17 protein-coding genes are annotated in these 18,095 nt (G+C 59.7%); 7 read left to right on the forward strand and 10 right to left on the reverse strand.

The genetic code is table 11. From position 1 onward, the window contains the following. Positions 1-100: 100 nt before the first annotated feature. Complete coding sequence (gene argA / locus INT39_RS09075; protein ID WP_193073584.1) at positions 101-1,384, reverse strand: amino-acid N-acetyltransferase; 1,284 nt, start codon at positions 1,382-1,384, stop codon at positions 101-103. A gap of 145 nt (positions 1,385-1,529) precedes the next feature. Between argA and amn the strand changes: the two genes are divergently transcribed. Beyond that, positions 1,530-3,002 carry an AMP nucleosidase gene (gene amn, locus INT39_RS09080; RefSeq protein ID WP_193073585.1) on the forward strand — a complete coding sequence of 491 codons (1,473 nt, stop codon included), beginning with the start codon at positions 1,530-1,532 and terminating at the stop codon, positions 3,000-3,002. A 66-nt stretch (positions 3,003-3,068) separates the two neighbouring features. Here amn and argE read toward each other — a convergent pair whose 3' ends face one another. The 3 genes from argE to INT39_RS09095 are packed head-to-tail and all read right to left on the reverse strand — an operon-like array spanning position 3,069 to position 6,245. Further along, positions 3,069-4,214 carry an acetylornithine deacetylase gene (argE, locus tag INT39_RS09085; RefSeq protein WP_193073586.1) on the reverse strand — a complete coding sequence of 382 codons (1,146 nt, stop codon included), beginning with the start codon at positions 4,212-4,214 and terminating at the stop codon, positions 3,069-3,071. 59 nt (positions 4,215-4,273) lie between these two features. After that, positions 4,274-5,527 (reverse strand): inorganic phosphate transporter, encoded by a 1,254-nt coding sequence (locus tag INT39_RS09090; RefSeq protein WP_193073587.1) that lies wholly within the window; start codon positions 5,525-5,527, stop codon positions 4,274-4,276. Between the two features lie 40 nt (positions 5,528-5,567). After that, complete coding sequence (locus tag INT39_RS09095) at positions 5,568-6,245, reverse strand: TIGR00153 family protein (RefSeq protein WP_193073588.1); 678 nt, start codon at positions 6,243-6,245, stop codon at positions 5,568-5,570. A 131-nt stretch (positions 6,246-6,376) separates the two neighbouring features. Between INT39_RS09095 and INT39_RS09100 the strand changes: the two genes are divergently transcribed. The 6 genes from INT39_RS09100 to INT39_RS09125 all read left to right on the forward strand — a co-directional run bounded on the left by INT39_RS09100 (position 6,377) and on the right by INT39_RS09125 (position 11,937). Beyond that, a complete protein-coding gene (locus INT39_RS09100; protein ID WP_193073589.1) occupies positions 6,377-7,780 on the forward strand; it encodes an inorganic triphosphatase in 1,404 nt (467 codons plus the stop codon). A 51-nt stretch (positions 7,781-7,831) separates the two neighbouring features. After that, on the forward strand, positions 7,832-9,631 hold the full coding sequence (locus INT39_RS09105; protein ID WP_193073590.1) for a GspE/PulE family protein: 1,800 nt from the start codon (positions 7,832-7,834) through the stop codon (positions 9,629-9,631). 313 nt (positions 9,632-9,944) lie between these two features. Beyond that, positions 9,945-10,787 carry a 23S rRNA (adenine(2030)-N(6))-methyltransferase RlmJ gene (locus tag INT39_RS09110; protein ID WP_193073591.1) on the forward strand — a complete coding sequence of 281 codons (843 nt, stop codon included), beginning with the start codon at positions 9,945-9,947 and terminating at the stop codon, positions 10,785-10,787. Between the two features lie 115 nt (positions 10,788-10,902). Further along, on the forward strand, positions 10,903-11,220 hold the full coding sequence (locus INT39_RS09115; protein ID WP_193073592.1) for a DUF883 C-terminal domain-containing protein: 318 nt from the start codon (positions 10,903-10,905) through the stop codon (positions 11,218-11,220). After that, on the forward strand, positions 11,217-11,687 hold the full coding sequence (locus tag INT39_RS09120) for a hypothetical protein (RefSeq protein ID WP_193073593.1): 471 nt from the start codon (positions 11,217-11,219) through the stop codon (positions 11,685-11,687). The genes INT39_RS09115 and INT39_RS09120 overlap by 4 nt, the downstream gene beginning before the upstream one ends. Continuing rightward, positions 11,644-11,937 (forward strand): hypothetical protein, encoded by a 294-nt coding sequence (locus INT39_RS09125; protein ID WP_193073594.1) that lies wholly within the window; start codon positions 11,644-11,646, stop codon positions 11,935-11,937. Before INT39_RS09120 ends, INT39_RS09125 begins: the two co-directional genes overlap by 44 nt. Positions 11,938-11,997: 60 nt before the next feature. Here the strand turns inward: INT39_RS09125 and mnhG are convergent, their stop codons facing one another. From mnhG to INT39_RS09155, 6 genes are read right to left on the reverse strand one after another with little or no spacing between them, the layout of a single operon-like run. Further along, positions 11,998-12,381, reverse strand: coding sequence for a monovalent cation/H(+) antiporter subunit G (mnhG, locus tag INT39_RS09130; protein WP_226944648.1), 384 nt, complete (start codon positions 12,379-12,381; stop codon positions 11,998-12,000). Next, positions 12,378-12,647, reverse strand: coding sequence for a K+/H+ antiporter subunit F (locus INT39_RS09135; protein ID WP_226944673.1), 270 nt, complete (start codon positions 12,645-12,647; stop codon positions 12,378-12,380). The genes mnhG and INT39_RS09135 overlap by 4 nt, the downstream gene beginning before the upstream one ends. 8 nt (positions 12,648-12,655) lie before the next feature. Then, the gene (locus tag INT39_RS09140) at positions 12,656-13,153 is read right to left on the reverse strand and encodes a Na+/H+ antiporter subunit E (RefSeq protein ID WP_193073596.1); all 498 of its coding nucleotides are present in this window, start codon (positions 13,151-13,153) and stop codon (positions 12,656-12,658) included. Beyond that, positions 13,150-14,790 (reverse strand): monovalent cation/H+ antiporter subunit D, encoded by a 1,641-nt coding sequence (locus INT39_RS09145; protein ID WP_193073597.1) that lies wholly within the window; start codon positions 14,788-14,790, stop codon positions 13,150-13,152. Before INT39_RS09145 ends, INT39_RS09140 begins: the two co-directional genes overlap by 4 nt. Further along, positions 14,787-15,128, reverse strand: coding sequence for a Na+/H+ antiporter subunit C (locus INT39_RS09150; protein WP_193073598.1), 342 nt, complete (start codon positions 15,126-15,128; stop codon positions 14,787-14,789). The genes INT39_RS09145 and INT39_RS09150 overlap by 4 nt, the downstream gene beginning before the upstream one ends. After that, positions 15,128-18,034, reverse strand: a complete 2,907-nt coding sequence (locus tag INT39_RS09155) for a monovalent cation/H+ antiporter subunit A (protein WP_193073599.1) — start codon at positions 18,032-18,034, stop codon at positions 15,128-15,130. Before INT39_RS09155 ends, INT39_RS09150 begins: the two co-directional genes overlap by 1 nt. Between the last annotated feature and the right edge of the window lie 61 nt (positions 18,035-18,095).

Genomic DNA, 18,095 nt, shown 5'->3' on the forward strand with positions numbered 1-18,095 from the left:
GTTGTGCGATGCAGAAAACGTCAGGAGCTAATGAGCCCTAGCATATCAATTTGCCGCCGAGCCTGCAGCCCGACCCGCCGGATGGGCGAGGCAGACCGGCTCAGAGGGACTTCTCGAAAACCTTGGAGTTGCGCTGGTAGTTGTACAGTGAGGCGCGTTGTTGGGGCAGGCGTTCCACCGAGCTTGGCTCGAAGCCACGTTCACGGAACCAGTGTGCGGTGCGCGTGGTGAGCACGAACAGGGTATTCAGCGAGCGCCGCCGGGCGTCGGCTTCGATGTGTTCGAGCAACTGGTCGCCGCGTCCACCATGCCGGTAGTCCGGATGGATCGCCACGCAGGCCAGTTCGGCGCTGCTTTCATCCAGCGGATACAGGGCGGCGCAGCCGATGATCATGCCGTCGCGCTCGATCAGCGTGAACTGATCAATTTCGGTTTCCAGTATCTCCCGCGAGCGGCGAACCAGAATCCCGGCTTGCTCCAATGGGCGCAGCAGGTCCAGTAGCCCGGCCACATCATCGACGCTGGCGCTGCGGATCGTTTCGAAGGCCTCCTGAGTAACCAGGGTGCCGCCGCCGTCCCGGGTGAAGAGTTCGGTGAGCATGGCGCCGTCTTCGGCGTAGCTGATGATGTGGCTACGCCGCAGACCCTGATGGCAGGCCTTGCAGGCGGCAGCCAGCAGCGAACCGGGCAGGCTGTTGCCCAGCGCGGCCAATAGCGGCTGAGCTCGGCTGGGCTTGAGTTCGCGCAGCAGTTGGCCATCGGCATTGAAGATGCCGGTATCCGGGCCGAACAGGATCAGTTTGTCCGCTTCCAGCGCACTGGCCGCGCTGGTTGCCACGTCTTCACAGGCAAGGTTGAATGCCTCGCCGGTCGGTGAATAGCCAATCGACGACAGCAATACGATGGACGCGTCGTCCAGGTGCCGACTGATGGCCTTGCGATCAATGCGCCGTACTTCACCGGAGTGGTGCAGGTCGACGCCGTCGATCACGCCGATCGGCTTGGCGGTGACGAGGTTGCCACTGACCACGCGCAGCCGACTGCCCTGACCGGCCAGGGTGCACAGGCGTGCCTCGATGGCTATACGCAGGCTACCGACTGCATCCATCACACAGCCCAGAGTGTCACTGTCGGTAATCCGCAGGTCCCTGTGGAAATGTGAAGTCAGGCCGCGGGCCGCCAGTCGTTCCTCGATCTGCGGACGCGAGCCGTGAACCAGCACCAGACGTACACCCAGGCTGTTGAGCAACATGATGTCGTTGATGATGTTGTTGAAATTCGGGTGCGCGATCGCTTCACCTGGCAACAACACCACGAAGGTGCGATCGCGATGGGTGTTGATGTAGGGTGTGGAGTGGCGGAACCATTTGACGTAGTCGGACATGCGGCTGTTCCGTGAAAAACACCAGTTTAGAGATATTCAGCCCTTGGCTTCAAGAGCAAGGCGCGCAATTGCCGTCGTGAAGGAATTGCAGGCAAGATAGAAGGGCTTTCCCGAAACCGGATTCAGAGACAGAAGAGAGATTGCCGTGCATCCAGGTACTGAAGATTTCATTGTTGTGCAGACACCCGAAGAGGCTGTCGATCGTCTGGCCGCGCTGTATGACCAGGCGGTTGGCGCGCTGGGGCATTCACTGAAGCGATATCTCAAGGACCGCACCCGACCCGACGCGCAACAGCTGTGCCTGTTCCGCTATCCGGAGTTGCGGTTGACCTGGATGGGGAATGATCCGGCGCCGACCAGCGTGCGCGCCTGGGCCAAGGTGCAGGTGCCGGGCACCTACAGTGTCACCATCACCCATCCCGAGAATTTCCGCAGCTACCTGTTGCAGCAGCTGCACCCATTGACCAGTGAGTTCAACGTGCGGCTGGAGGTGGGCGTCAGTCAGCAGGCGATTCCCTATCCCTATGTGGTTGAGCAGGGTGATGAGCTGGCCGGTTCCGGTGTCACGGCCGGCGAACTGGCAAGGGTCTTTCCCAGTACCGACCTGGCTGCTGCCACCGATGGCACAGCCGATGGCCTGGTGGACTGGGAAGATACCGACCCGCTGCCCCTGGCGCTGTTTGACGCTGCTCGGGTGGACTTTTCCCTGCGCCGACTGGTGCATTACACCGGCAGCGACTGGCGTCATGTGCAGCCATGGATTCTGTTGACCAACTACCACCGTTACGTGGACCAGTTCATTCGCCACGGTCTGGATATGCTGCTCGCCGATTCGCGCTTCTGCCGCATGGTGCTGCCGGGTAACGTGATCGTCGAGCGTGGCATGGCCGAGGGCGAGATGCAGGCGATCCTCGACAGCGTGGTCTGGCACAAGTACCAGATGCCGGCCTATCACCTGCAGGCCGCTGATGGAGATGGCATTACCCTGGTCAATATTGGTGTCGGCCCATCCAACGCCAAGAACATCACCGATCATCTGGCCGTACTACGCCCGCATTGCTGGTTGATGATCGGCCATTGTGGCGGCCTGCGTCAGTCACAGACTATTGGCGACTACGTGCTGGCTCACGCTTACATGCGCCGCGACGGCATTCTTGATCGGGTTCTGCCGCCGAATATACCGTTGCCGGCGTTGGCCGAAGTACAGCAGGCGCTGCAGGATGCGGCGGCGCAGGTGACGGGGGAGAAGGGTGATTCGCTGAAGCGACGCCTGCGTACCGGCACTGTCCTGACCTACGACGATCGCAACTGGGAGCTGCGCTGGGCGCAGGAACGGCCGTTGATCAACCTTTCTCGCGCTGTCGCCGTGGACATGGAAAGCGGCACTATTGCTGCCCAGGGTTACCGTCTGCGGGTACCTTATGGAACCTTGTTGTGTGTCTCGGACAAGCCGCTGCACAGCGAACTCAAGCTTCCTGGTGCAGCCGGCGCTTTCTATGAACGCGCCGTGACTCAGCACTTGCATATCGGCATCGCTGCACTGGATCTACTGCGCGACCAGCTGCACAGTCTGCATTCACGCAAGCTGCGCAGCTTTGATGAGCCGCCGTTTCGGTAGGTAAGCGGCCCTTCTCCCCTTGCGGGAAAGGGGCGGGGGCGCCCGGCGAGGGAGGGGGGGAGCTGCCTACAAACAAAACCGCCCAATCAGTTGCTTCAACAATTCCACCGTCGGCGCGATCCGGTCCATCGCCAGATACTCATCCGGTTGATGCGCCTGGGCGATGTCGCCGGGACCGAGGATGATGGTTTGCAGGCCGAGCTGGTTCAGATAGGGACCTTCGGTAGCGAAGGCAACGCTACCCGCGCTGTAGCCGGTGAGCTGCTCGCAGGCCTGCACTATCTCGGCGGTGGCGGGTGTATCCATGGGCGGCACGCCGGGAAACAGCGGTTGATAATCGATTTGCACCTGTTGCTCTGCTGCAACCGCGGCCAGACGCTGACCAATGGTTGCGCGCAGTTCATCCGCATCCATGCCGGGCAGTGGGCGCAGATCGAACTCCAGTGCGCAGCGGCCGCAGATGCGGTTGGGGTTGTCGCCGCCGTGGATGCAGCCCAGGTTCAGGGTCGGAGTCGGCACGCTGAACAGCGGGTTGCTCCATTGCCGTTGCCAGGTGCTGCGCAGAGTCAGCAGCTCATTGATCACCTGATGCATGGCTTCGATGGCATTGCGCCCGAGCGATGGATCGGAGGAATGTCCAGCCTGACCGATGATATCCACGCGCTCCATCAATATGCCCTTGTGCACGCGGATCGGCTTGAGACCGGTCGGCTCACCAATCACTGCATGGCGGGCGCCGAACAGATCATCGGCGGCCAACGCTTGGGCGCCACCCATGGCGCTCTCTTCATCCGCAGTCGCCAGGATGATCAGCGGTTGCTTGAAAGGTTGATCACGGAATGTCTGCACGGCTTCAATAATCAGCGGGAAGAAGCCCTTCATATCGCAACTGCCCAATCCATACCAGCGTCCATCCGCCTCGGTCAGGGCAAAGGGGTCGTGCTGCCAGCGCTCGGGATTGCAGGGTACGGTATCGGTGTGTCCGGCCAGCACCAGCCCGCCGGGGCCACTGCCCAGAATGGCAATCAGGTTGGCCTTGTCCGGCGCCCCGGCAATCGGTTGGATATTGCAGGTAAAGCCGAGATCGCTCAGCCAGTCGCTCAACAGATGAATGACCGGCAGGTTGGATTGATCAAGTTCCGGCTGGGTACAGCTGATGGAGGGCGTTTGCAGCAGGGCGGCAAATTGCGCCTTGAGCGAGGGGAGAGGCATTGCGAACTCCTGGCTGGCGTAAGACTGGAAACCCAGCTTACGTCAGCCAGTAGCGGGCGTCAGCCGAAAATGCCCTGCAGGGTGAAGAAGAACATGATCGAGAGAACGGCGCCGGCAGGCAGAGTAATCACCCACGAGGTGAAAATGGTACCTACCACCTTGAGATTCAGCGCAGCGATACCGCGGGCCATGCCGACCCCCAGTACCGCGCCCACCAGCGTGTGGGTGGTGGACACCGGCAGGCCAATGCTCGATGCACCGACAACGGTAGCGGCGGTGGCCAGCTCAGCTGCAAATCCGCGACTGGGGGTCAGTTCGGTAATGTGCTGGCCGATGGTGGCGATTACTCGGTAACCGTAGGTCGCCAGGCCGATCACGATACCCAGACCGCCGAGTAGTAGAATCCAGCTGGGCACCACCGAAGTGGCGGCAATTTCGCCGCCTGACTGCAGCACGCCGACCACCGCAGCCAACGGACCTACCGCGTTGGCAACATCGTTGGAGCCGTGGGCAAAGGCCATGGAGCAGGCGGTGAAGATCATCAGAACACCGAACACCCGCTCGACACTGTTGTGCTTGCCTTTTTCCACAGGCTCTTCCTTGACACGTCGCAGCAGCGCCACGCCCAGCCCGGAAACCAGCAGGCCGGCGACGACCGACAGGCCGAAACCCTGGAGGCCGGACAGATCCAGCCCAACATGCTTGAGTCCCTTGGTCAGCGTCATCAACGAGATGAAAAAGCCCACGGCAAACATGTAGAAGGGCACGTAGCGTTTGGCATTGGCGAAGGGAGTATCGGTATCAAGTATCAACCGATGCACACTGACGAAAATCATGAAGGCAACGATGCCGGACAATACCGGGGAGATCACCCAACTGGAAACGATAGGCAATACGCCCGCCCAGTTGACCGAGTCCATGGATACGCCGACCGCACCAAAACCGATCACTGCACCGACGATCGAGTGTGTGGTCGAGACTGGCCAGCCACGCATGGAGGCGATCAGCAGCCAGGATCCGGCGGCCAGCAGGGAGGCCATCATGCCGAACACCATCTGCTCGGCAGTGATTTGCGTCGCATCCAGAATGCCACTGCGAATGGTCTGGGTTACCGACCCCCCAGCCAGATAGGCGCCGAGGAACTCGAACACCATGGCGATGATGATTGCCTGCTTGATGGTCAGGGCACGAGCGCCCACTGAGGTGCCCATGGCGTTGGCTACGTCATTGGCGCCAACGCCCCAAGCCATGAAAAAACCGAATAGGCAGGCCAGCACCAGCAGGATGGTGCCATATTCTGCGATCAGGGTCATAAGAGGAAGCTCTGTTGATTGTGTGACAGGTGGGCGGCCCTTAACGGGCCATGAGGATTTCCAGACGATTACCTACGCGTTCCGCGCGGTCTGCGACATCACCAATCCATTCGATGATCTGGTAGGTGAACATCACGTTGACGGGGGGCAGTTCAGACTCGCGCTTGAACAGCTCCGCCCGCAGTTTTATCTGCATCTCGTCCGTATCATGCTCGATGCATTCCAGCTCGGTGATCATGGTCTCCATGAGCTTCCTCTCACGGCCGGCAAAGCTGGTTTCCATCAGGTCGCTGAGCTCTTCCATGGCCCGCAGAGCCTGGGTGGCGGCCTCGACGGAACGCTCGACAAAGCGTCTGAATGCGGGCTGTACGGCGGGGTGAATCGTCATCTTGCGACCCAGCATCAGGCCCGCGATATCCTTGGCGCGGTTGGCGACTTTGTCCTGTACACTGAGCAGCTCAAGCAAATCCGAGCGCGGCACGGACAGAAACAGGCTGTTGGGCAGATTAACCCGAACATTCTTTTTCATCTCGTCGGCTTCGTTCTCGAGCACGCAGATATGCTGTTGGACGCGTTCGGCTTCGACCCAGTCCTCCGCCATCAGTGCGTCGATGAAAGGCACCAGCTGAGAAGCGCATTCGTGTGCCTTGGCCATATGCCGCTGCATCGGCCCGATAGGCGAGCGACCGAAGAGGTTCATAAAAGGATTGTTGGACATAGGGAACTCCCAAGGCGTGTTTGGCAGCGGATTATAGTCATGGCAGAGCATGTGGTCACCCAATAGACACACTTTTGCCAAAAATCATTTCGATCACAGTTGGTCGCGGCAATTTCATCATGAGACAAAGTATGGCCCAGGAAACAGAAATCAAACTGCGAATCAGCCCCGACGCCCTCTCGGTGCTGCGTACCCATCCCTTGCTGCAGCAGCGTCTGCAGGGTGACTGGAGCACCGGTACCCTGTACAACCAGTATTACGACACGGCCTTGCGAGACCTTGCCGAAGCACGTGTGGCCCTGCGTGTGCGTCGTGATGGCGAAGAGTTCATCCAGACGCTGAAAAGCCGTGGCCAAAGCGTTGCCGGTCTTTCCGAGCGCAATGAATGGGACTGGTCCATCGCCGCCGCGGCGCTGGATCTGACCCTGCTGGATGACAGCTGCTGGCCCGCCAGTCTCGCTGCGCTGGACAAGCTGACTCTGCAACCCGTTTTCACCACCGACTTTGAGCGCACCAAGGCGATCCTGCGCTGGGAGCGCGAGGGTGAAACAGTGGAAGTGGAAGCGGCGCTGGATCAGGGCAAGGTCGTCGCCGACGGCCGCGAAGAGCCGATCTGCGAACTGGAGCTTGAGCTGCGCAGCGGCCCGGTGGCAGCTCTTCTGGAGCTGGCCTCCGCGCTGGCGGTGGACGTGCCCTTGATGCCCTGCGACATCAGCAAAGCCGAGAGGGGCTACCGGCTGTTCGATCCGTCCAGCTACGATCTGCAGCTGGATGCTCGCGCCTGGTCGCAGGATACCCGGGTGGATGAGGTGATCGCCGGCGCAGGATGGCAGCTGCTCGGGCACACCCAGCGGCTGGCCGAGCAATATCGGTTCAGCGGGCAATGGAAGCTGTTTCGTGAGCTGTTGGTCAATCTGATCAGTCTGCGCGCCTTCTTTGGTGTGTTCGACCTGGCCCTGCCGCGTACCTCAGCCCAGCCGTTTACCCCGGCTCTGGATCAGCTCGTCGCGCAGTACCGCCCATTGGTGCTCGCGGGTTGGTCCGATGACGAGGAAGGTCGCAGCGCCCGGGAACAGGCACCGCAAGTATTCGAGCAGACTGTTGCCAGCCCTGCGTGGGGGCAATTGTTCCTTGGTTTGGGATTGTGGCTGCATACCACCAGCTGGAAGCAGAGCCGCCCGCCACGAGGCGAGCGTGTAGGCGACCTGGCATTGCCGCGCTGGTTGCTGGCCGCGGTTGCCCGCGAGATTCAGGAACTGCGCGTGCCGCATCACAATGATCCGGATTCCGATGTCAGCGAATGGATGGATCAGCAGCCACGCTTGAGCCGCCTGTATTTCCTGTTGTCCAACTTCCGTGATCATCTGGAGGTGCCCGAGCCCAATCGGCTGTTCGGCGAGTTGAACAAACTGCAGGCGCTGCTTGAACAATATCCTCTGGTCGATGAAGAGGTGCGCCCGGCATTGTTGGCTGCGTTGCGCAAGCAAGGGCAGCGACTACGCAAGCTGAACGCTTGGCGTGAACTGAACAGCTGAGATTCGCCGGGATGGTGGGTCGATGGAATGGACGACAAGAGGTGAACAGGGATGAAGCATCTGACCGATCTGGCCATTCCCGGCACTGATCGACTGCTGGATCTGACGGATGTTCTCAAGGCACTGGCAGCGCAAGGCCGTTTGGCGCTGGACAGTGCCGAGCAGTTGAGCACCTTGCGCCGTTCTGCGACAGGAGAAACGGCCAAGCTGCATCCGCTGGAGTTCATCGCCAGTCAGGCGCCGGATGATCTTGCCCGCCCCGGCAGACCCTTGGATCTGGACTCGCTGACCCGCTGGCTGGCCAGTGAGTCGGGCCAGCCGTTCTATCGTATCGATCCGTTGAAGATCAATGTCTCGGCTGTCACGCCCTTGATGTCCTTTGCCTTCGCTCAGCGCCACGGCATTCTCGCCGTGGAAATCAACGAACGGGAAGTCACTGTGGTCAGCGCTCAGCCCTTTGTGCGTGGCTGGGAAGCCGATCTGGTGCATGTGCTCAAGCGCGAGATTCGTCGCGTGGTGGCTTGCCCGGCGGACATTCTGCGCTATTCGATGGAATTCTATCGGCTGGCTCGCTCGGTGCACGGCGCCAATGCGTCAGACCAGAAGAACACCTCGATCGGCAACTTCGAGCAACTGCTCAACCTGGGCAGCATGAGTCAGGAGCCGGATGCCAACGATGCGCATGTGGTCAATATTGTTGACTGGCTATTCCAGTACGCCTTTGAGCAGCGGGCCAGTGATATCCATATCGAGCCCCGCCGTGAAAACGGTAGCGTGCGACTACGCATCGACGGTGTGTTGCATACGGTTTACCAGTTTCCGTTGCAGGTGGCTGTAGCCGTGGTCAGTCGCCTGAAAACCCTGGGCCGGATGAATGTGGCGGAAAAACGTAAGCCGCAGGATGGCCGGGTCAAGACCAAGTCTCCCCAGGGCAATGAGATCGAGCTGCGGCTGTCGACCTTGCCGACGGCCTTTGGCGAGAAGATGGTCATGCGGATCTTCGACCCGGATGTACTGCTGCGCAGTTTTGATCAGCTGGGCTTTTCCAGCGAGGATCAGCGCCGCTGGCAGAAGATGGTCGAGCAACCCAACGGTATCGTGCTGGTCACCGGTCCGACTGGCTCCGGCAAGACCACTACGTTGTACACCACGCTCAAGCAGCTGGCTACGCCGGAAGTCAACGTCTGCACCATCGAAGATCCGATCGAGATGGTCGAGGACAGCTTCAATCAGATGCAGGTGCAGCACAATATTGATCTGACGTTCGCCAGCGGCATCCGCGCCTTGATGCGTCAGGATCCGGATATCATCATGATCGGCGAAATCCGCGATCTGGAAACCGCGGAAATGGCGATTCAGGCGGCACTGACCGGTCACTTGGTACTGTCCACCCTGCACACCAACGACGCCCCCAGCTCCGTCAGCCGCTTGATCGAGCTGGGCGTGCCGGCTTACCTGATCAAGGCTACGGTGCTTGGCGTCATGGCGCAGCGGCTGGTACGCATTCTCTGCCCGCACTGCAAGGAGCCGGCAGACGTGGACGAGGCTGCCTGGCAGGAGCTCACCAAGCCCTGGAATTCGCCTCAGCCCACTCGCGCCCATCGGCCCGTAGGCTGCCCGGAATGTCGCGAAACCGGCTATCGCGGTCGCGCCGGCGTCTATGAGTTGATGCCACTGATCGACAGCCTGAAGCCTTTGGTGCAAGCCGACATCGATCTCAACGTCCTGCGCCGCCAGGCCTACCGGGAAGGGATGCACAGTCTGCGGTTATCCGGTGCACAGAAGGTGGCGGCCGGCTTGACCACGATTGAGGAAGTTTTGCGGGTGACGCCGACGAGTCAACAGGCTTAGATTTGGCTGATTGCTGGTTTGGTTTGAGGTGCGGCTGGTTTTGTGCTGACGTGAGGTTCCGGCCCTATTCAGTACGACACGCTGCAAGTACATCCCTGTAAGCTCGCGGTCGCCATCCATGGCGACACGACGGTCGTACTGAATAGGGCCGGAACCTCCCGTGATGAATATTGTGCTGCTGAAAAACACTCTAACCAGCCAGAACCCCGCTACAGAACAATCAGCGACGGGCTTTTGCGAGCGCGCCGCCGTCCGACCCAATAAGCGAGCCAATAGGCTAGAATGCGCCCGTCCGCCAGCCTCAGGAAACCCCATGAACTACCGTCACAGCTTTCACGCCGGCAATCACGCCGATGTTCTCAAACACGCCATTCTGCTGCGTATGGTCACCTTGATGCAGCGCAAGGAAGCGCCGCTGTGTTATCTGGACAGCCACGCTGGTACGGCGCTGTACGATCTGCAGGGTGAGGATGCCGGGCGTACCGGGGAGTATCTGGATGGCATTGGCCGGTTGTGGGCGCGGGATGATTTGCCTGGGCTGCTGGCCGACTATCGTGATGTTGTCGCTCGCCATAACCCGAAGGGCGAACTGCAGCTGTATCCAGGATCCCCACAGCTGATCGCCGACGTTCTGCGCGAGCAGGATCGGATGATTCTCAGTGAGCTGCATCCCGAAGACGCGCTGACGCTGAAAAACCATTTTGCCGATGAGCCGCGGATTGCCGTGCACCAGCGTGATGGCTATGAGTTGCCGAAGGCTTTCCTGCCGGTGGCGGAAAAACGCGCTTTATGGCTGATCGATCCGCCGTTCGAAAAGGGTGATGACTTGCAGCGTTGTCTGCAAGCGGTACAGCAGGGTATTCAACGTATGCGACAGACGGTGATCGCCCTCTGGTATCCGATCAAGGATCAGCGTCTGCTGCGGGATTTTTATCGCCAGATCAGTGAGGCGGAGCTGCCCAAGGTGTTGCGCGTCGAACTCAACGTGCGCCCGGCGGATACCAGCCTGGGGCTCAATGGTTCGGGATTGATGTTGATCAACCCGCCGTGGCCGCTGTGGGAAGAGCTGGAGCAGGTGTTGCCTTGGCTGGCTCCGCAGTTTGCTCAATCCGGTCCAGGAGACTGGCGCATGGACTGGCTGGTTGGCGCGCCCTGATGACAAGCGGCGACAGATAGTAAAAAAGGGGGAACAAGCCGCCAGGCTTCGGGTCAAGTATTGTGTCGGTGTGTTGAATACTGACTTATCCGAAGCTATCAAGGAGCACACGAATATGACTGCTGTTGACAAGAACGGACCCGTTTCAAATCAGGACCAGGTCAGCAAAAAACAGGAAATCGACTCCGGGAAGGAAGCGGTGGCAGCTGCTTACAGTAAGCTGATGGAAGCGAAAGAGCACTTCAAGCATGCGGCGGAGTCTGCCGGGATGGACTGGAAGCATGACGCTGAAGGCCAATTGGAGAAGGGCAAGAACAAGGCAGGTGAGCTGTGTGACCATGCCAACAGCTACCTTCATGACAAGCCATTGGCTACGCTCGGTATTGCGTTTGCCGCGGGCTTCATCGTTTCCCAGCTGATATCCAACAAATGACAGATATTCCCGGAGAGAATAATCCTCAGAGCGGTGATGCCGGCGGTCAGGAACAGGTTCGGCAACCGCTCAAGGATGAGCTGAAATCCTCTCTGGCGTGGCTGGAACATGCGGCCCTCGCGGGCGGTGATCTGGTTCGGCTGGCTGTTCTCGAATTGCGTCTGGCTGTTGCCGACTCGGGAAAGCTGGTGGTATTGGGGCTGGCGATGGTGCCCTTGCTGTTGCTGGCCTGGATTGGATTGTCCGTGTTGCTGGCCTGGTTGGCTTTCGCCTGGAGCGGTTCGGTAGCCTTGTCCATAGGAACATTCATTGTCGTGCAATTGATCACGCTGGGGGTGATGGCAACCTTGTGCAAGAAGTATGCAAAGAGCCTGTCTTTCCCAGCGACCAAAAGGCAGCTGCAGACATTGAAGGAGGAAGCCAGTGGATCGCAAGAAACTGAAAAATCAGATTCAAGTGCTGGATGAGCAGCTCGCCGTCGAGTTTGCCCTGCTGAAGCTGGATGGGCGGGAGCGGTATGCAGCTATGCGCCGCATTTCACCAGTGTGGTGGGTCGGCGGCGCAGCTGTTGCCGGGGCGGTACTCGGCAAGCTCACTGCGGGACGTGGTGGCCCCATGGTAGTGGCACGTCAGGGCATGAACCTGTTTCGTTTCGCCAGTCTGGTGATGCCCGGGATGGCTATCGCGGCCAGTCCGACAGCTCAGGACGCCTTGTAATCACGACGCATGTTTCAAATCCCTTTGAATAAGAGGTGTGAAGCATGCCCCCTTCCCCAGCTACTCATCATCCGGAAACTGATAGGCGCTGGTTTGTTCTGCGTCGGGTTTGCGTGCGCGCAAATCACGATAGACGGCCGCACGCATGATCATCATGGAGACCACCGGGGCGGTCAACAGCACAAAGGCAGTGATCAATAGCTCGTGCACGACAGGGCGCTCCATTGTGCCGCTGAAGTAGAGCATGGAGGCGATCAGAAAGCAGCCGGTACCGACAGTAATAAACACCGCCGGACCATGAATGCGTTGGTAGAAATTGGGCAGCCGCAGCAGCCCCAGCGCGCCGGTAAAGGTGATTATCCCGCCGAGTATCAACAGCAGTGCCATGGGGATGGCCAGCCAGAGACTTACCTCGATCATCGGCAGGGTCAGGAAGTCGCTCATTCGATAATCTCTCCGCGCATGAGGAACTTGGCCAGGGCAATCGAGGATACAAAGCCGGTCAGCGCAATGACCAACGCTGCTTCAAAATAGATGATGTTGGAAAAGCGAATGCCCAGCAGCAGAATGAACAGCATGGCCGCCATCCACAAAGAATCCAGAGCCAGCACCCGATCCTGAGCGGTGGGGCCGCGCAGCAGGCGAATGGCACAGAAGATCAGGGCTAACAGCACGCACAGCTGGGCGAATCCCAGTGCCACTGTGAGCATCAGGGCAATCATGCTTTCTCCTGTTCAAAAATGTCGATCAAGGGTTGCTCCAGTTTGCTCTTGATCATGTCGACCCACCAGGCTGCATCATGCAGATCAAACACGTGCAGTGCCAGATCATTGCTGCCCGGAATGATCTCCACCCACACCGTGCCCGGGGTGGAGTTGATGATGCAGGCCAGCACGGCAAGGCCATGGGGATCGCGCAGGTCCAGCGGAACACGGATGAACTGGGTGTTGAGTCGTCCACCGCCGAACAGGATAAGTATGCAGACGTTAAAACTGGAGCGCAGGATCTCGATCAGCGAGTGGAAGGTCAGGCGAATTATTGTCAACGGACGAGACACGCGCACCGCGGTTGGGCGCAGCGGGGCAATCAGCAGTGGGACTGCGATCGCAATGAGTGCGCCGAGCAGGATATGCGCTGCTTCGATACTCTGATTGAGCATCAACCACAGCAGCAAGAGTGCCAGTGAGATCAGCGGAGTGGGCAGCCAGCGTTTCATTGCTCATCTCCTGCGGTGTGGACCACGCCGGGTACCGCCGGGCTGGACAGCACCCGATCAATATACAATTGCGGCTCATGCAGTACGGCCGAGGTGCGCTCCATGTAGCTGCTGGCTGGGCCCGCCGCGACACTGATGATCACGCACAGCAGCAGCAGCATCGACACGGGGAGCGCTTCGCTCAGTTGCAGGCGGGGCGCTTTGGCATCCGCAGATGCCCAGAAGGTGCGCACACCAAAACGCATCAGCGAGATGATCGCTGCGAGACCGGATGCAATGATCAAACCCAGCATGCTCCAGGCCAATGGGCCGGCAGAATAAAGATTGCCGGTAAACAAGCCGGTAGGGTTGAGCAGGGCATGGAACAATGCAAACTTGGCCAGAAACCCGGACAGCGGCGGCAGGCCGGCGATGATCAAGGCGCAGGCGACAAAGGACAGACCGATGAAGGCCATGGCTGCCGGGATCACCACACCCGCGGATTCCTCCGGTGCGTCGTCGATGGCAAAGGCTTCCATGGTCAGGGCCAACATTGCGGCGCTGGGCTTGCGGATGCGTTCCACCAGCTCCATCAGCAGCATGAACGCGGCCACCGCCAGCGTGGAGCTGACCAGGTAGAACAGGGCTGCGGCAATGACTTTCTGCTCGCCATAGCCAATCGCGGCCAGCAGAGTGCCGGAAGAGATGATCGCGCTGAACCCCGCCATGCGTCCCAGCTCCTGACTACCCAGCAGGCCTATGGTGCCAAAGGCCAGGGTAAGCAGACCACCCACGATCAGAATATTGCCGGAAATTGCCTGCAGCACCTCGGCCTGCTCGGCGAACACCAGCATCCACAGGCGCAGCAGCACGTATACGCCGACCTTGGTCATCAGTACCAGCATAGCGGCTACCGGCGGTGCAGCCGCGGCGTAGGTGGTCGGTAGCCAGAAACCCAGCGGCCACATGGCGCTTTTGGTCAGGAAGGCAATCGCCAGAATCGCGGCTCCTACCTCCAGCAACAACCGTTCACTATCGCCCATGGCTGCGACACGTACTGCCAGATCCGCCATGTTCAAGGTGCCTGCGGCGGCGTAGATCAATGCTACACCGATCAGGAAAAACGACGAGGCGACCAGGTTGACCACCACATACTGCATGCTGGCGCGTATCCGGTTGGGCTGCAGGCCGAGCAGCAACAAACCGTAGGAGGCGGCCAGCATGATTTCGAAGAATACGAACAGGTTGAACAGGTCACCGGTGATGAAGGAGCCGTTGATTCCCGCCAATAGAAACTGGAACAACGAGTGGAAATGCACCCCGGCACGGCTCCAGCGGCGGTAGGAAAACACCAGAGCTGCTGTCGCGATGACGGCGCTCAATGTCAGCATCAACGCCGACAGTCGGTCCACCACCAGTGCAATGCCGAATGGCGCTACCCAGTTACCAGCCAGATAGACGCCTACGCCGTTCGGCCAGACTTCATTGTCGGCGAACCAGAACAGGGTAATGGCGGTGATCAGTAACGCGACTGTACCGATCAGGTTGACGGCGAACTTGAGTTGCTGCTGGCGGCCGCTGAGCAACACCAGCGCTGCTGCGAACAGCAGGGGGAGCAGTATGGGCAACAGTATCAGTTGGTCGGCCCAGAAACTCATTGACCGGGTTCCTTACCGTCTACATGGTCGGTACCGGTCAGCCCACGGGAGGTCAGCAGTAACACCAGGTACAGTGCAGTAGTGGCAAAGCCGATGACGATGGCAGTGAGTACCAGGGCCTGGGTCACTGGGTCAGCGAACAGTCCGGTATCAATCGATTCGTCCAGGGTCAGTGGCGGTTTGTTCACCGTTAGACGTCCCATGATGAAGATGAACATGTTCACCGCGTAGGAAATCAGCAGCAGACCGATGATGACCTGAAAAGTACGGGGTCGCAGAATCAGCCAGATTCCTGAGGCGAACAACACGCCAATGGCAATGGCGATAACAGCTTCCATCAGATTTTCTCCTTTTCAACGGCGTCAGCCGCGTCCATCGAGGCCAGCGGCAGGCGATGGCCGCGGATCGACTGGTGAGCCAGTGAGGTGAGAATCAGCATGGTGGCGCCAACCACCACGCTGAACACGCCAAGATCGAAAAAGAAGGCGCTGGGCATATGCAACTCGCCGAGTATCGGCAAACTGACGTGGGCGGTATGGCTGGTCAGGAACGGATAGCCCAGCAACACCGCACCGAGCCCGGTGCCGACTGCGATGACCAATCCCAGCGCCAGCCAGCGGTGCGGATGCAGGTGCAGGCGGGATTCGACCCACAGCGTGCCCGCCAGCATGTACTGGATGATGATGCCCACCGAGAACAGCAGGCCAGCGACAAAGCCGCCGCCTGGCAGGTTATGGCCACGCATGAAGAAATACACGGTACAGACCAGAATGACCGGCAGCAGCAGCCGCAGATAGACGCCAGGTATCATCATGTAGCCGGTCTTGGTCTGTTCGGCGGGCGTCTGCTGTGCCGCGGGGTCGACCAGATTGGTCTGCTGCGGCGGCAGCGTCATGCTTTCCGGCGAAGGGCGGAAGCGGCGCAGCAGGCCATAAACGGTCAGCGCGACAATACCCAGTACGGCGATTTCGCCCATGGTATCGAAGCCGCGGAAGTCCACCAGCAAGACGTTGACCACGTTGCTGCCGCCGCCCTCGGACAAGGCGCGCTCAAGGAAGAAGCCGCCAATTCCGCTACCTGCCGGCAACATCAGTACCAGATAGCTGATTGCCGCCAAGCCCAACCCCGCAGCCACTGCGAGGATAAAATCGCGGGTGCGGCGGGTACGGGTCAGGACAGCTTCGGCTTTATCCTGCTCGATGGAGCGCAGCCGCGGTGGCAGCCAGCGCAGGCCGAGCAGAATAAGCACTGTGGTGACGGTTTCCACCATCAGCTGAGTCAATGCCAGGTCGGGTGCGGACAGCCAGAGGAAGGTCAGACACACCACCAGACCGGCACCCCCGACCAGGGCCAGTGCTGCCAGACGGTGATACTTGGCCTGCCAGGCGGCGGCGATCGCGCAAGCGCAACCGATCAGCCACAGCACTGCGAAGGGGATATGGGGTGTGCTCGGTCCCAGCGCAGACCAAACTTGGGGGGCTGTAGCAGCGGCTGCCACACCGGCGGCCAGACACACCGACACCAGCAGCACCACTTGCGGTTGCAGGCGCCGAGTGCCGAGCAGCTTCTCCAGTCGGGAAGCGGCGCTGCGCAGCTCGAGCATGGTGCTTTCATAGGCTTGCTTGCCATTGAAACGATACAGCAGCGGTACCTGGTCACGCTGGATGAGGTTGAAGCGCTTGCGCAATACGATATACAACAGCACACCGCCACCCAGGGCGATAAAGCTCATCAGCAGCGGGATATTAAAGCCATGCCAGAGCGACAGACTGTAATAGGGGGTCTGGTCGCCGAGCACCGATTGCACGCTGGCATGCAGCAGTGGACCGATGCTGAGGCCCGGGATGATGCCGACAATCAGACAGAACACCACCAGCACTTCCACCGGAAAGCGCATCCAGCGTGGCGGCTCATGGGGCGTCTTCGGCAGATTGGTGGCCGGTTTTCCGAAGAACACGTTAATAAAGCGCAGCGAATATACCACGCTGAATACACCCATGGTGACAGCCGCCAGCGCCATCCACCAATTGCTGTTGCTACCGACCAGCAGGGCTTCGGCAAAGAACATTTCCTTGGACAGGAAACCATTCAGGAAGGGCACCCCAGCCATGGCTGCGGAAGCGACGATGGCCAATGTCGCGGTATACGGGATCATTTTGTACAGGCCGCTGAGTTTGCGCATATCGCGGGTGCCGCTTTCATGGTCGATGATACCGACGGCCATGAACAGCGAGGCTTTGAACGTCGCGTGGTTCAGCGTGTGAAAAATCGCCGCGACCATTGCCAGCGGCGTGCCGATCCCCAGCAGTGCGGTGATCAGCCCCAGATGACTGATAGTGGAGTAGGCCAACAGACCCTTGAGGTCGTGCTGGAAAATGGCGATGAACGAGCCGATCAGCAGAGTACAGACCCCGGCACCGCCAATGATCCAGGTCCATTCCGGCGTGCCGGAAAGCACCGGCCACAGGCGCATCAGCAGGAATATCCCGGCCTTGACCATGGTCGCCGAATGCAGATAAGCCGATACCGGCGTCGGCGCAGCCATTGCGTGGGGCAGCCAGAAGTGGAATGGAAACTGCGCACTTTTGGTCAGAGCACCGAGAGCGACCAGGATCAGCGTGGGCAGATACCAGGCATGTTCGCGCAAGGTTTCACCGGAGGCCAGCACCACATCCAGATCATAACTGCCGATAATATGCCCCATCATCAGCACCCCGGCCAGCAGGCACAGGCCTCCGGTAGCTGTTACGGTGAAGGCCATGCGCGCGCCACGGCGGGCCTCGGCACGGTGGTGCCAATAACCGATCAGGAGGAACGATGACAGGCTGGTGAACTCCCAGAACATCACCAGTTGGATCAGATTGCCTGACAGTACCACGCCAAGCATGGAGCCCATGAATGCCAGCAAGAAGGAGAAAAAGCGTGGTACAGGGTCTTCCGGAGACATGTAGTAACGGGCGTACAGTACCACCAACAGGAAGATGCCGATGATCAGCATGGAGAACAGCCAGGCCAGGCCATCCATGCGCAGGACCAGATTCAGCCCGTATTCGGGCATCCAGTCGATCTGATAACGCAAGACCTCGCCATTACTGATCTGAGGGAACTGCCAACCGATGATGATCAGGCCAACCAGAGCGATGGCAACGGCCAGCCAGGCTTCCCGGTTACGGGCGTTCACCGGCAGGAACGCCGCGATAACGCATCCGATGAAGGGGGTCAGAATCAATATCAGTAGCAGCATGGACTCTCGGAGCAGGTGGTTGTGGAGGATTGATCGCGCGGACGAACCTGAAAACAGCTCC

Source organism: Pseudomonas sp. FME51 (genome assembly GCF_014897305.1).

Bases quoted from the DNA above. Each gene is read 5' to 3' on its own strand.
- INT39_RS09115 (WP_193073592.1), top strand. From the start codon at position 10,903: ATGACTGCTGTTGACAAGAACGGACCCGTTTCAAATCAGGACCAGGTC.
- argE (WP_193073586.1), bottom strand. From the start codon at position 4,214: ATGCCTCTCCCCTCGCTCAAGGCGCAATTTGCCGCCCTGCTGCAAACG.
- INT39_RS09140 (WP_193073596.1), bottom strand. From the start codon at position 13,153: ATGAAACGCTGGCTGCCCACTCCGCTGATCTCACTGGCACTCTTGCTG.
- INT39_RS09145 (WP_193073597.1), bottom strand. From the start codon at position 14,790: ATGAGTTTCTGGGCCGACCAACTGATACTGTTGCCCATACTGCTCCCC.
- INT39_RS09155 (WP_193073599.1), bottom strand. From the start codon at position 18,034: ATGCTGCTACTGATATTGATTCTGACCCCCTTCATCGGATGCGTTATC.
- INT39_RS09120 (WP_193073593.1), top strand. From the start codon at position 11,217: ATGACAGATATTCCCGGAGAGAATAATCCTCAGAGCGGTGATGCCGGC.
- INT39_RS09095 (WP_193073588.1), bottom strand. From the start codon at position 6,245: ATGTCCAACAATCCTTTTATGAACCTCTTCGGTCGCTCGCCTATCGGG.
- INT39_RS09090 (WP_193073587.1), bottom strand. From the start codon at position 5,527: ATGACCCTGATCGCAGAATATGGCACCATCCTGCTGGTGCTGGCCTGC.
- INT39_RS09100 (WP_193073589.1), top strand. From the start codon at position 6,377: ATGGCCCAGGAAACAGAAATCAAACTGCGAATCAGCCCCGACGCCCTC.
- INT39_RS09150 (WP_193073598.1), bottom strand. From the start codon at position 15,128: ATGGAAGCTGTTATCGCCATTGCCATTGGCGTGTTGTTCGCCTCAGGA.
- argA (WP_193073584.1), bottom strand. From the start codon at position 1,384: ATGTCCGACTACGTCAAATGGTTCCGCCACTCCACACCCTACATCAAC.
- INT39_RS09110 (WP_193073591.1), top strand. From the start codon at position 9,945: ATGAACTACCGTCACAGCTTTCACGCCGGCAATCACGCCGATGTTCTC.
- mnhG (WP_226944648.1), bottom strand. From the start codon at position 12,381: ATGAGCGACTTCCTGACCCTGCCGATGATCGAGGTAAGTCTCTGGCTG.
- INT39_RS09135 (WP_226944673.1), bottom strand. From the start codon at position 12,647: ATGCTCACAGTGGCACTGGGATTCGCCCAGCTGTGCGTGCTGTTAGCC.
- INT39_RS09105 (WP_193073590.1), top strand. From the start codon at position 7,832: ATGAAGCATCTGACCGATCTGGCCATTCCCGGCACTGATCGACTGCTG.